The organism is Aeromonas sp. FDAARGOS 1419, assembly GCF_019047045.1.
Taxonomy (GTDB): domain Bacteria; phylum Pseudomonadota; class Gammaproteobacteria; order Enterobacterales; family Aeromonadaceae; genus Aeromonas; species Aeromonas veronii.
Map to the genome: position 1 here is coordinate 83531 of NZ_CP077209.1, position 13048 is coordinate 96578.

Consider the following 13048-nt stretch of genomic DNA (forward strand, 5'->3'; position numbering starts at 1 on the left):
CGATGATGCCACGATGAGCAAGATGGGATGCAATTGCAACTGTCAGATCTGACAATGCCGAAAAAGTGTGAGGGGGATAGCAGAAAGCGAAAACCCGGCGCGAGGCCGGGTTTTCTTGAATGATGGTGGAGGGAGAAGGATTCGAACCTTCGAAGGCAGAGCCGTCAGATTTACAGTCTGATCCCTTTGGCCGCTCGGGAACCCCTCCACAGGGGCAAAGCAAATTGTATTCAGCCATTGCAATCAGGGAAATGGTGGAGGGAGAAGGATTCGAACCTTCGAAGGCAGAGCCGTCAGATTTACAGTCTGATCCCTTTGGCCGCTCGGGAACCCCTCCACGGGGTATTTCCTGATTGTCACTACTTTGCACTTGAATGGTGGAGGGAGAAGGATTCGAACCTTCGAAGGCAGAGCCGTCAGATTTACAGTCTGATCCCTTTGGCCGCTCGGGAACCCCTCCCCAAGTGCGAGGCGCATACTATCAGATCCAGAGGCTTTGTGAACCCCTTGATGAGGCATCTGGCAGTAAAAAATGACTGTTCGTCGATTTTTTGATACATCCAGCTCAAAATTCAAGCTTATCAGCAAGTTGTGCGCTGCTTTTCTGCACAAAACAGCATCAGTGCAATTTGGCGATCGCGCTGAAGAGAAGGCAGATAGCAGAAGACCGCCAGTGTCGGCGGTCTTGCCGGGCATCACATCTAGCGCTGGAACGGGTAGACCGAACCCAGTTTCAGGATCTGGGTCAGCTCGTCCAGTGCGCTGCGGGACTCCTGCACCAGTGCCGGATCCCGCAGGTCATCGAGGGTCAGGCGGTCGCGGTAGTGACGATCGACCCAGCCATCGAGGCGGGCAAACTGGCTGTCGTTGATAAGGCAGGCCGGATTGACCGCAGCGAGTTCCTGATCGTTCATGGCAACCCGCAGTCGCAGGCAGGCCGGGCCGCCGCCATTGCGCATGCTCTGTTTCACATCCATATAGTGGACCGCCTTGATCGGGGTCTCCTGCGTCAGCAGCTTGCCAAGATAGGCCGACACCGCCGGATTATCGCGGCACTCGGTGGGGGCGATGATGGCCATCTCACCGCTCGGCAAGGTGAGGATCTGGGTGTTGAACAGGTAGGATTTCACCGCATCCAGCACGGATACCTCGGCGGTCGGCACTTCGATAAAGTGCAAATCCCCCTCGCCAAACTTGTCGCTGATCTCGGCCAGCACCGCTTCGGTGTTGAGGAACGCTTGCTGGTGGAAGAAGAGCACGTTCTGGTTGCCCACCGCGATCACGTCGTTATGGAATACCCCCTGATCGATCACCTCCGGGTTTTGCTGAATAAACACCACGCTCTCCTCGCCAAGGCCATGCAGGCGGGCGATGGCCTGGCTTGCCTCCAGGGTCTGGCGTGCCGGGTAGCGCTTCGGCGCCGGGCGGGAGTAGTCAAAGGCGCTGCGGCCATAGACAAACAGCTCGACCCCCGCCTCGCCATAGGCGCGGCAGAGGCGGGTGTGGTTGGCCGCCCCCTCGTCGCCGAAGTGGTCATTCTCCGGCAGATGGAGGTGGTGGCTGAAGTGGCGATCATTGTTGAACACGGCGCGCAGGATGCGACCAGTGACATCAGGCTCCAGGGAGCGGTGAAACTTGTTGGTCAGGTTGGCGGGGGTGAAGTGAATGCGGCCATCCTGGGTATCGGCACTGGGGGAGACGGTAGCGGCGTTGGCAGTCCACATGCTGGAAGCCGAATAGCACGCGGCCAGTACGGCGGGAGCCTGTTTGGCGGCCTGCTCCAGCACCCGGGCATCGTTGCCGGTGAAGCCTAGGCGGCGCAGGGTGGCGAGATCGGGACGCTCTTGTGGCGCCAGTACCCCCTGGGTCATGCCAAGCTCGGTCAGCGCCTTCATCTTGCGCAGCCCCTGCTTGGCGGCCTCTTTCGGATTGGAAGCCTCCTGGGCATTGCTCTGGGAGGCAACATTGCCGTAGGAGAGGCCAGCATAGTTATGAGTCGGGCCGACCAGACCGTCGAAATTGACCTCGAAGTGCTTCATTGAGTACATCCTTTCGATTTTTATGATGGGTAGCGGTTCCTTCCGCGCACAATGCGTCGGGGTTGGGCCATTATAAAGAGATTTTATGTTTTTGTAACAAGCTGGTAACCAGCAGACGTTTTTATGTCGTTTCAGATATAAAAAGAGGGGCAGTATGGCAGAAAATTGAAAAAGCGGTTGCGTCCGGCCTGTTGCCTTCGCATTAATAAATAAAGAAGCAATAAAAGAAGCCGTGTGGTTCGGGCTGGTCAGGCAAATTTGCTCACAAGATTGCTTTTTCGCGCCAAATCTCTTATACAGCCCCACAAAACCGCACACCAACCCCGTCGGGTGCAATGAGGATAATAGTTACAGCATGGGCAAATCACTGGTCATAGTGGAGTCTCCGGCCAAGGCCAAGACTATCAACAAATATCTGGGCAAGGACTACGTGGTGAAATCCAGCGTGGGTCATGTTCGCGATCTGCCCACCAGCGGCAGCGCCAGCACCGAGCCCAAGAAACCTGTCATTCGCGGCATCAAGTTGAGCGAATCCGAGAAGGCTGCCAAGGATCGCAAGGCCCTGTTTGCCCGGATGGGTATCAATCCGACCGCTGGCTGGCAGGCCAACTACCAGATTTTGCCCGGCAAGGAGAAGGTGGTCAGCGAGTTGCAAAGTCTGGCCGAGAAAGCCGACACCATCTATCTCGCAACCGACTTGGATAGAGAAGGAGAGGCGATCGCCTGGCACCTGCGCGAGATCATTGGTGGCGATGACAGCCGCTACAAGCGCGTGGTGTTCAACGAGATCACCAAGAGCGCCATCAAGGAGGCGTTTGCCCAGCCGTCCGAACTCAATATTGACCGCGTCAATGCCCAACAGGCCCGTCGTTTCCTCGACCGCGTGGTGGGTTACATGGTCTCCCCGCTGCTGTGGAAAAAGCTGGCCCGCGGTCTCTCCGCCGGTCGGGTGCAGTCCGTTGCGGTGCGTCTCATCGTCGATAAAGAGCGCGAAATCAAGGCGTTCGTTCCGGTCGAGTTCTGGGATCTCAATGCCGACCTGCTGACCGCCGACAAGAGCGATCTGCGGATGGAAGTGGTCAGCCGCAACGGGGCCGACTTCAAGCCGGTGACCCAGGCCGAGACCTTTGCCGCTGTCGCAGCCCTGGAAGGGGTCGACTACAAGGTCGTTAACCGGGAAGACAAGCCGACCGGTTCCAAACCGTCCGCGCCGTTTATCACCTCCACCCTGCAGCAGGCGGCCTCTACCCGTCTGAGCTTCGGGGTCAAGAAGACCATGATGATGGCCCAGCGTCTCTATGAAGCGGGTTACATCACCTATATGCGTACCGACTCCACCAACCTCAGCAAAGAGGCGGTTGAGGCGGTGCGTGAATATATCGGCGAGCAGTATGGCGCTGCCTATCTGCCAGCCGAGCCGAATTTGTATGGCGCCAAGGCCAATGCCCAGGAAGCGCACGAGGCGATCCGTCCCTCCAACGTACAGGTGACTGCCGAGATGCTGGAAGGGATGGAGCCGGATGCCATGCGTCTGTACGATCTCATCTGGCGTCAGTTCGTTGCTTGCCAGATGACCCCGGCTCAATACGACTCCTCCACCCTGACCGTCAAGGCGGGTGAGTTCGAGCTCAAGGCCCGTGGCCGTACCCTGCGCTTCGCCGGTTGGACCAAGGCCCTGCCGCCGATGGGTCGCAAGGGTGAAGATAGTCAGCTGCCGGCGGTGACCGTTGGCGAGGTGCTGAAACTGGTCAAGCTGGATCCGCGCCAGCACTTCACCAAGCCGCCGGCCCGTTTCACTGAAGCGGCGCTGGTGCGCGAGCTGGAAAAACGCGGCATCGGCCGTCCTTCTACCTACGCCTCCATCATCTCCACCATCGTTGATCGTGGTTATGTGCGGGTCGAGAGCCGCCGTTTCTTCGCCGAGAAGATGGGTGAGATCGTCACCGATCGTCTGGTGGAGAACTTCGTCGAGCTGATGAACTACGAGTTCACCGCCAAGATGGAAGACAAGCTCGATGGCATCGCCGAAGGGAGCCTGGAGTGGAAGAAGGTACTGGACTCCTTCTACGCCGAGTTTACCCAGGAGCTGGAGAAGGCCGACAAGGCGCCCGAAGAGGGCGGCATGCGTGCCAACCAGATGGTGATGACCGATATCGACTGCCCGGATTGCGGCCGCAAGATGGGCATTCGTACTGCCACCACCGGTGTTTTCCTTGGCTGCTCCGGCTATGCCCTGCCGCCGAAAGAGCGCTGCAAGAAGACCATCAACCTGGTCTCTGCCGACGAGTTTGTCTCCGCCACTGACGGCGAAGAGGCGGAAACCGAAGCGCTGCGCGCCAAGCACCGCTGCGGTGTCTGTGGTACAGCGATGGATGCCTACATCATCGACGACAGCCGCAAGCTGCACGTCTGTGGTCGCAACCCGGATTGCGATGGCTACGAGATCGAGAAGGGCCAGTTCAAGCTCAAGGGCTACGAAGGGCCGAGCATCGAGTGCGACCGTTGCGGAGCCGAGATGCAGCTCAAGAACGGCCGTTTCGGCAAGTACATGGGCTGCACCAACGAGACCTGCAAGAACACCCGCAAGATCCTGAAAAACGGCGACATCGCGCCGCCGAAGGAGGATCCGGTGCCGCTGCCGGAGCTCAAGTGCACCCAGTCCGATGCCCACTTCGTGCTGCGTGACGGGGCTGCCGGTCTGTTCCTGGCGGCCAGCAACTTCCCCAAATCCCGCGAGACCCGAGCGCCGCTGGTGGAAGAGCTCAAGCGCTTCAAGGATCGCATCTCCGCCAAGCACAAGTATCTGGCCGGTGCCCCGCTCACCGATCCGGACGGCAACCCCGCCATCGTACGCTTCAGTCGCAAGACCAAGGAGCAGTACGTGATGAGCGAGGTCAACGGCAAGGCGACCGGTTGGACCGCTCACTACGACAACGGTACCTGGCAAGAGAGTTTGCCAAAGGCTAAAAAAGCCTGATGAAAAGAGGCCCCGACAAGGGGCCTCTTTGCTTATGGATAGCGGTATACTGAGACAGCTGCAAGGAGTGCAGCTGTCGTCAATCGCGAAGTAGACAAGGAGGTTGAGATGGAGATTAACGAGATCCGGCCGGGCATGAGCTGTATGACCCGGGAAGGGGCGGCCTATGTGCTGGAGGTTGACCGGCAGAGTCTGCTGGTGCTGCTTCAGCGCGCGGACGAGACCATACCGGTGCAGGTGCGCAGCGACGAGATCCTGGCGCTGCTGGAGTGATCCGGCTGTGATCCCCTCAAAACGGCAGTAGAAAAAGCAGCTCGGCCAGATCGGGCTGCCATTGCCACTCCTTCATTCTGACCCTCCCCCCGATCACCACGACCCCCTCCTGCTGCAGGCGTCCCGTCTGTTCGGCAAAGCCTGGCGATCCTTTCGGTAACGAGATAGTGCCCGCTGCGCCCAGCACCCGATGCCACGGCAGGACCTTGTCGGTTTCCCGCAGCACCTTGCCTACCAGTCTTGCCCGTCCGGGCAGCCCCGCCAGATCGGCCACCTGACCATAGCTGACCACCCGGCCTGCCGGGATCAGGGCGATGATTGCTTCGATACGGGCTGTTTTGTTCAATGGGGATGGACTTGGTTCAATGTTCATAGACCCGATTCGTCAAAAACAACAGAAGCGCCATTGTGGCGCTTCTGTCATGGGGCTGGCAATGATTCAGCCGAAGGTCTGGCTAAGCCCCTTCAGTTGCTTGGCCCGTTCCAGCAGAGCCTGACTTGAGTGATCGACATCCAGCATCTTCTGACTGTTGGCGTGGGAGTATGCGGATATTTGGTGGATGCTGCGGCTGATCTCCTCCACGACCGCTTGTTGCTGCTCAGCAGCGGTGGCGATCTGAGTGGAGTGTTCGGTGACCAGCTCTATCTCTGCCAGCACGGTATGGAGGCTGCTGGCGCCCTGGCGGGTCATCTCGGCACATGTGCGGGTCTGTTGCAGGTTCTCCTGCATCAGACCCTTCCAGCGTCCCAGAGTGTGCTGGATCTGCTTGATGCTGCCCTGAATCTGCTCGGTCGCCTTGTGGGTGCGGGTCGATAGAGTACGCACCTCGTCGGCGACCACTGCAAAACCACGGCCCTGCTCCCCGGCGCGAGCGGCTTCGATAGCGGCGTTGAGGGCCAGCAGGTTAGTCTGCTCGGCGATGCCCTGGATCTCGCCCATGACACTGCCAATCCGTTCGGATTCGCTGGCGAGCTCTACTGCCGAGTTGAACGCCAGCTCTGCCTGTTTGGCGAGCTGTTCGATCTGTTGCTCGGTCTGGTTCAACTGCTGGTTGGTTTGTTCACAACGATTGCGAGCTTCGTTGACCTGACCGTTAGAGTCCTGAATGTTGCGTGCGATCTCGTGGGCCGTGCTAGCCATCTGAGTCATAGCCGTAGCCATCTGCTGGGTCTGGGCATCTTGCTCGTTGATATCGAGACAGGCCTGATGAGAGGCCTGCTTAAGATTGATGGCCAGGGTTTGCAGAGGTGCCGTGGCATCGTTGATCCGCCCCAAAACGGTTCGGATGCGTGCCTGCAGCATCTTGATATGAAAATCGGCAATGGCGCCGGGGTTGTCACCGGAGTAGACCAGCCGGGTCAGACTGTCATATTCACGGCCCAGTTGCTGCAGATAGTGGGGCAGGGCAAAGAGCTCGCGCCAGTAGGCTCCGCCAATAAGCAACAGGGGCAGCTGCATCAGCAGGACGGTCATGGCCCCTTGGCTGGCGAAGGCCCAGCCCATCAGGCCGAGCAGCAGCAGGGTAATGGCCGGGGTGCGCACTCTGGCAAGAGAGGGAAGGTTGCTGCTGTTGCCGCGCTCGGCCTTGAGCAGTGCCTGGTAGGTCTGAGCGGCGATGCGCTTGAATTGGGGCTCGGGCTTGCAGCGTACCGACTGGTAGCCGCTGATCCTGTTGCCTTCATAGATGGGGGTCACATAGGCATCTACCCAGTAGTAACGGCCATCCTTGCAGCGGTTTTTTACCATACCGCGCCAGGGTTTGCCCTCCTTGAGGCGGGCCCAGAGATCGGCGAAGGCGGCCTTGGGCATGTCGGGGTGGCGTACCAGATTGTGGTTGTGTCCCACCAGTTCATCGACCGTGTAGCCTGCGATTTCGCAAAAGGCCGGGTTGGCGTAGGTGATCACCCCGCGCAGGTCAGTGGTGGAGACCAGTTGTACGTCGGCAGGAAACTCCACTTCGCTATCCAGGGTATGGACATCTCTGCGGGCCATAGGAATACGCTCCGATGTTCTTGTTGATAATGTTGTCGTTGTTATTGTGGCAGATCTGGAGGTGACCGCAGGCTCGCGCCAGCAGGAGGCAGACCAGCTTCATTGGGGGCTGGATTTTGCCAATAATGGCGGATGAATGGTAGGGGGAAGTTGATGTTTTGTTGGCTAATCGTAAAAAAGGCGGCCGATTGGCCGCCAAAGTAGAGACAACATTACCTCTGTGGCATCCGGTAGCGCACCTGCAACTGATCGAGGATCTGCAGCTGACCCGGCAGGCGGGCGGCGAAGTGCTCCCAGCCCTTGTGGGCGGGATCGCTCCAGGCCACCTCGGCCGTGGCCAGCATACGCGGGAACAACATGTAGTCGAGACGATCACGGCTGGTGATCAATTCTGACCACAAGGGGCTCAGCACCCCGAGGATGTTATCGTTGGCATGGAAATCGGCTGGGGCAGGATCGCAAGCATAAACCTGCTCCAGATTGAGGGTCCCCGCCCAGTAGAGGCCGGGTTCATGAATATCGGCGCTCCAGGCCAGATCGAGATAGAGGAACTGGGCGGGCGCCATCACCACAGGATAACCGGCTGCGGCAGCATCCAGCCCCGCCTGAAAGCTGGTCCAGGCACAGATGGCCGCTTTGCGGCTCACCTTGTCGCCATGCAGGATCTCCTCCCAGCCGATCATCTGTTTGCCTCTGGCGGCCAGATAGCGTTGGCAGTGGCGCAGCAGATGGCCCTGCAGCTCGCGGCAATCGGCGTAGCCCTGCTCGACCATCAGTTGCTGGCAGGCGGGGCTGTCGGTCCAGACCCCGGTCGGCACCTCGTCACCCCCCATGTGGATCTGCGGGCCGGGGAAGAGTTCGCACACCTCGTCCAGCACCGCCTCCAGGAAGCGGTAGGTGCCGGGCAGGGCAGGGTTGAGCACGTTGTCATCAAAATGCTGGACCGAGCGGTAGCGGGAGTGATCCGCCGTTTCGATCAGCAGCTCGGGCAGCGCCTTGATGGCAGCGTGGCAGTGGCCCGGAATGTCGATCTCGGGAATGACGGTGATGCCGAGCTCACCGGCATAGCTCACCAGCTCCTTTACCTCGCTCTGGGTGTAGTAGCCGCCATAGGGTTCGGCGCCGCCGCTGAGCTGGGGGCCGATTGCCAGATCGTGGCCGCGCCAGGCACCCACGTCTGTCAGCTCCGGGAAGGTCTTTATCTCGAGTCGCCACCCCTCGTCATCGGTCAGATGCCAGTGGAAGCGGTTGAACTTGTAGAGGCTCATCAGCTTGAGCAGGCGCTTGATAGTTGCCGGAGTGTGGAAGTGGCGGGCGCAGTCGAGAAAAATGCCGCGAAAGCCAAAGCGCGGGGCATCCTCCAGCGTGACGCAGGGCAGGCTCTCCCCATGTTGCAGATACCACTGGGCTAGCGTCACCAGCCCATGGCGCCAGCCAGTTTCGTCGGCGGCGGCAATTACCACCTCCTGCGGCGTGATGGTGAGTTGGTAGGCTTCGGGTGCCAGTTTGGTCTCGGTCAGCCGGATTTCAGCGTCGTGATCCTGCTCCAGTGCCAGCGACGTCAGCTCGTTGAAGTGGGCCAGCAGCTTCGGCACATCACGGGGGGCGCTGACATGAGCCCGCTCGGCCAGCCGGAAGTTCCCCTCCAGCAGTACCAGATGGGCCGGTTGCGGTACTATACCGGGCAGAGGCTCGATATCCGGCAGATCTGGGCGGGCTACCGGCGGGTTCTCCAGTCCGAGATCCTGCGCCGCCAGCGTCACCGGCAGCAGCTGGGCACCCGTGGTCGCCTCCGGCAGGCTGAGAAAGAAGCCCTGCGGCATGTCGGAGAGCTTCTTGATGGGCGTCTGGCGGCAGCAAAAGCGCAGCTCGCTGCTGCCAGCGTTCGGGACAATCACCTTGTAGCTGCCGCTCTGGCGCTCCAGCTCGCCTCCGTGCAAGGAGTCGGGGTCGATATGGCGAGCCAGACAGAAGTGCAGCTTCCACTTGGTATCAGGCATGCGGGAGAGGGTGAAGGTGAACCAGACATCCTCGCCGTCACGTCGGGCGACCTGGGTGTGGATCAGGGGTGTAGACATGGAAAATCCTCTGATTGGGCAAACAGGATGGCGCCATCGAGCGCATCTGCCTGGGGGGGGATCAGGTTGAGCTGGCCGAGACGGGGAGCGAGGCGGGTGCCAATCCCCCCCAGCAGGGCGATCTGTCTGGCTCCGAGCTGGGTCATTCCCTCCAGCAGGATCTGCAGCTGCTCGCAGGTTTCGTCCAGCAGCTGATTGGCGAGCTCGTCACCATCGCTGGCGGCATCGAACACCCAGGGGGCAAAGTGGCCATAGTCCGCCGGAATGGCGCGGGCGGCCCAGCGTACCACCTCGGCCTGATCCCGCTTGAAGCGATCCATCAAGCGGATGGCGAGGGTGCTGGGGGGCAGAATGCCGTCGTGGCAGAGCAGAGATTGCTGGATGGCACGCAGCCCCAACCAGGCGCCGCTGCCTATGTCTGAAATGGGGAAGCCGCGGCCGGAGCAGGTGCGGATCTGCCCCTCCTGATAGACAAGCCCCACCGAGCCGGTACCTGCGATCAGAATGGCCCCCTCACGGCCACCAAAGGCACCGAGGCAGGCACCGAAGGCATCGGAGGTGAGCCTGACGCTGGCAAAGGGGAAGGGCATCTCGAGCAGGGCGTGATAGCAGTCGGCCAGCTCGGCGGAGGCGAGCGCCAGCCCGACCCCCATCTGTTGTTCGCTCTCGATAGCGATCCCGGCGGCAAGGCGGGCGCTGGCGATGGCGGCCAGCACATTGGCGTGGGCATGGGGGATGCCCAGCTCCAGATTGGAGCCGGCCGCGCGCCCCTCTCCGAGCAGTTTGCCCGCCCGATCCCGAATGCGGGCGCGGGTGTGGGTGCCCCCGCCATCGACGCCGACCCAGAACTCAATCATGGCGACCTCCATTTCCCTGCGCACTCTGCCAGCTGATGGCCAGGGCGAACCAGGCGGCGTGGGGGATCCACTGCTCGCCCCAGCGCCAGTTCTGATCCAGCCGATCCTTGTACTCCTCCGGAATAAAGGCCACCTCATTTTCGTCATCGAATCCGGCGGTGATGCCGTTGCAGATCCCCCCGAGCGCATTGGGATACCCGGCGGTATAGGCGGGGTTGTTGATGCCGTGGCCCGCCAGCATGCAGGCGTTGAAGGGGTTTTGCCCGAGGATCCAGTCGAGTTGGCGCTGACCGTAAGTGATGAGCGGCTGGCTCTGGCGGGGGAAGTGGCGGGCGCCAGCAAAGGCCATGGCCGCCAACGATGCGAGGCGGGCATTCTCCCCCTGCCACCAGTAACCGGATTCGTTGTTGTGGGGCATAAAGAAGCTGACGCGCGGTGCTTCATCCACCCCTTTGACATATTGGCGGGCGAGGGAGAAGGGGTTGCCCGCGCGGGCGCAGAGCGCCAGCTCGGCGGCCAGCGCCAGCTCCACCACGGTTTGTACCCTAGCCTTGTATTCCTGATCCGGCTCTATGCCCAGATATTCCAGCAGCGCCAGCACCGGCAGACCAGCTTCTGCGGCGTGGTAGTAGGGGCGCGAGCCATCCTCGTTGGCCGACCAGTAGTGACCCAGCTCAGGATGAGGGCGCTGGCGGGCACAGAGCTTGCTGGCGCGGGCTCTCGCCTCATTCAGCCACTCGGCGCCGAAGGTGCGGGTCAGCTCCACCGCCGCGAGCAGGGCGCAGTAATCGTCGATGATGTTCTCGACCCCGTCATCCAGATAGGAGAGGTTGTGTTCACGCAGATGCAGGTAGCCGCGTTTGGCTGCCTCGGCGTAGCGGCTGGCATCGAAGTCGCCACTGACGCTCTCGCGGGCGGCGCGGGCCAGCGCGGCGATGGCCATGCCGCCCCCTTGGCGAAAACCCGCCTGCCAGTTGGCGGACTTGAGCCCCTGCTGGGTGGCATAGGCGCACAGCTCGCGCTGGGCAGGGTCCTTGCTCCACTTGTCGAACAGGGTCATGTAGAAGAAGCCCGACTCATCCTGCATCCGGCAGAGGAAATCGGCGCCGTGCAGCGCCTCGTCATTGAGCCGCTTGCAGAGGTTCACCCCGTCGATATCGCGGCGCGGGGCCAGCAGTTCGCGGCACTTGAGCAGAGCCCACACCACCATGGGGGTCTGCTGGGGGTTGAGGTAGTTGGCGTAGGAGAGGTGGCTCAGGTACTTGCTCATGTCGCCGCTGGCATCGAACCAACCGCCGTGCACATCTTTGTGCTGGTCGGTGCCAAACAGGCGGGCGCTGCGGTCGGCCCGATCGAAGGTGCCGCTGGCGCGTTGCCCCTTGAAGTAGTGGATGACATCGGAGAGGCAGCGGCTGGCCAGCAGATCCTGGCCGATGGCAAAACGGGTTGAACGGACAATGCCTTGGGCAGTGATCGCCTCCAGCCGATAGTGGCCGGGCTCTTTGAAGGCGGAGAAGTCGGCGCGCCAGTAAGCGCGGCCCTGCCAGCCTGGGACGCTGCCAGCTGGTTGCAGCGGGGTTTCAAACAGGATCTGGCCATCATCGAGGCGTTGCAGCCTGACATAGCCGCCGAGATCAGGGGCGGGGGAGGTTTGCAACAGGGCGACCTTGTGTCCGTCGCACTCGTAGCCCACCTGATTGATCAAGAGTTCCATCAAGGTATTACTCCTGTGGTTCACCGCCGGGCGGTGAGGCACATCACGGGGCTGTGGCCGCCCCGTATCGAGGCATGGCCGGACAGGGTTGTCCGGCCGGTCTAAGGCTCACCCTCACTCGTAGAGGTAGCAACGCACGAAGTGGTTGTCGGCAAGCTTGGTGATGGGGGGCAGCGCCTCCTTGCAGCGCGGCATTGCCTGATTGCAGCGCCCGGCAAAGGGGCAACCGCAGGACTCCGGCGTCCAGAGCGGGATCTCCCCCTTGCGGCCACCCTCCAGCTCGGCGTGGATGCTTTTCTCCGGGTCGGGCACCGCCGAGATGAGCAGCTGGGTGTAGGGGTGCTGCGGGTGGTGCAGGATCTCGTCCACCTCGCCCCACTCCACCATGTGACCCACATACATGACCGCCAGATCTTCCGCCACATAGCGGGCGGTGGCGATGTCGTGGGTGATGTAGAGCATGGAGACGCCGAGCTCATTCTTCATCTGCTCCATCAGGTTGAGGATGCCGATGCGAATGGAGACGTCGAGCATGGAGGTGGGCTCGTCCGCCAGCACCACTTCCGCCTCCACCGCCAGATTGCGGGCGATGTTGACCCGCTGGCGCTGGCCGCCGGAGAGCTGGTGCGGATACTTGGCCGCCGTCGCCTTGGCGGGGGTGAGCCCCACCTTCTCCAGCAGGGCGTAGACCATGTCGGGCAGCTCTTTTTTGTCGATCACCTTGCTGTGCAGCAGCAGGGGGCGGGCGATGTGGTGATAGATGGTGTGGGTCGGGTTGAGCGAACCGAACGGATCTTGCCACACCATCTGCACGCTCTGGCGATAGTCGAGCAGGGCGGTGCCCTTGTTGAACTCCTCCAGATCGTGGCCGCGATAGAGAATGCGCCCGGCACTGAGCTTGTACATCTTGGCGATGATCTTGGCGATGGTGCTCTTGCCGGAGCCCGACTCCCCGACCACCGCCAGGGCGCGACCCCGGTGCAGGTTGAAGGTGATGTCGGAGAGCGCCCGCATCTTGCCACTCTTGATGGCATTGGAGTTGATGGGGAAGTCCTTGTAGAGGTGCTGGACTTCGATGATGGGTGCATCGGTTTTGGCGATTTGCATGACAGACATC

Annotated in this window: 9 protein-coding genes and 3 tRNA genes; 2 read left to right on the top strand and 10 right to left on the bottom strand. The window is 61.2% G+C overall.

Going from position 1 to position 13048, the window contains the following annotated elements; all coding sequences use genetic code 11:
* Positions 1–123: 123 nt before the first annotated feature.
* The 4 genes from I6L49_RS00415 to astB form a co-directional block, all read right to left on the bottom strand.
* Positions 124–208, bottom strand: a tRNA-Tyr gene (locus tag I6L49_RS00415).
* A 44-nt stretch (positions 209–252) separates the two neighbouring features.
* Positions 253–337, bottom strand: a tRNA-Tyr gene (locus tag I6L49_RS00420).
* Positions 338–375: 38 nt separating this feature from the next.
* Positions 376–460, bottom strand: a tRNA-Tyr gene (locus I6L49_RS00425).
* A 241-nt stretch (positions 461–701) separates the two neighbouring features.
* Entirely contained in the window at positions 702–2039 is a 1338-nt protein-coding gene (astB, locus tag I6L49_RS00430; RefSeq protein WP_113740423.1) for an N-succinylarginine dihydrolase, read from the bottom strand.
* Between the two features lie 355 nt (positions 2040–2394).
* On the opposite strand from astB, the gene topA reads away from it, so the two are divergent.
* Together topA and I6L49_RS00440 are read left to right on the top strand one after the other, a co-directional pair.
* Positions 2395–5016 (top strand): type I DNA topoisomerase, encoded by a 2622-nt coding sequence (gene topA, locus I6L49_RS00435; RefSeq protein WP_216950341.1) that lies wholly within the window; start codon positions 2395–2397, stop codon positions 5014–5016.
* A gap of 108 nt (positions 5017–5124) precedes the next feature.
* Positions 5125–5289 (top strand): hypothetical protein, encoded by a 165-nt coding sequence (locus tag I6L49_RS00440; protein ID WP_005362157.1) that lies wholly within the window; start codon positions 5125–5127, stop codon positions 5287–5289.
* 16 nt (positions 5290–5305) lie between these two features.
* Here the strand turns inward: I6L49_RS00440 and I6L49_RS00445 are convergent, their stop codons facing one another.
* The 6 genes from I6L49_RS00445 to I6L49_RS00470 all read right to left on the bottom strand — a co-directional run bounded on the left by I6L49_RS00445 (position 5306) and on the right by I6L49_RS00470 (position 13038).
* On the bottom strand, positions 5306–5662 hold the full coding sequence (locus I6L49_RS00445; RefSeq protein ID WP_128815249.1) for an MGMT family protein: 357 nt from the start codon (positions 5660–5662) through the stop codon (positions 5306–5308).
* Between the two features lie 66 nt (positions 5663–5728).
* Positions 5729–7282 (bottom strand): PAS domain-containing methyl-accepting chemotaxis protein, encoded by a 1554-nt coding sequence (locus tag I6L49_RS00450; RefSeq protein WP_216950342.1) that lies wholly within the window; start codon positions 7280–7282, stop codon positions 5729–5731.
* Positions 7283–7494: 212 nt separating this feature from the next.
* A complete protein-coding gene (locus tag I6L49_RS00455; protein ID WP_216950343.1) occupies positions 7495–9360 on the bottom strand; it encodes a beta-N-acetylhexosaminidase in 1866 nt (621 codons plus the stop codon).
* Positions 9345–10217, bottom strand: coding sequence for a BadF/BadG/BcrA/BcrD ATPase family protein (locus I6L49_RS00460; RefSeq protein ID WP_005362149.1), 873 nt, complete (start codon positions 10215–10217; stop codon positions 9345–9347). Before I6L49_RS00460 ends, I6L49_RS00455 begins: the two co-directional genes overlap by 16 nt.
* Entirely contained in the window at positions 10210–11931 is a 1722-nt protein-coding gene (locus tag I6L49_RS00465) for a glycoside hydrolase family 9 protein (RefSeq protein ID WP_216950344.1), read from the bottom strand. Before I6L49_RS00465 ends, I6L49_RS00460 begins: the two co-directional genes overlap by 8 nt.
* Positions 11932–12045: 114 nt before the next feature.
* A complete protein-coding gene (locus I6L49_RS00470; protein ID WP_005353824.1) occupies positions 12046–13038 on the bottom strand; it encodes an ABC transporter ATP-binding protein in 993 nt (330 codons plus the stop codon).
* Between the last annotated feature and the right edge of the window lie 10 nt (positions 13039–13048).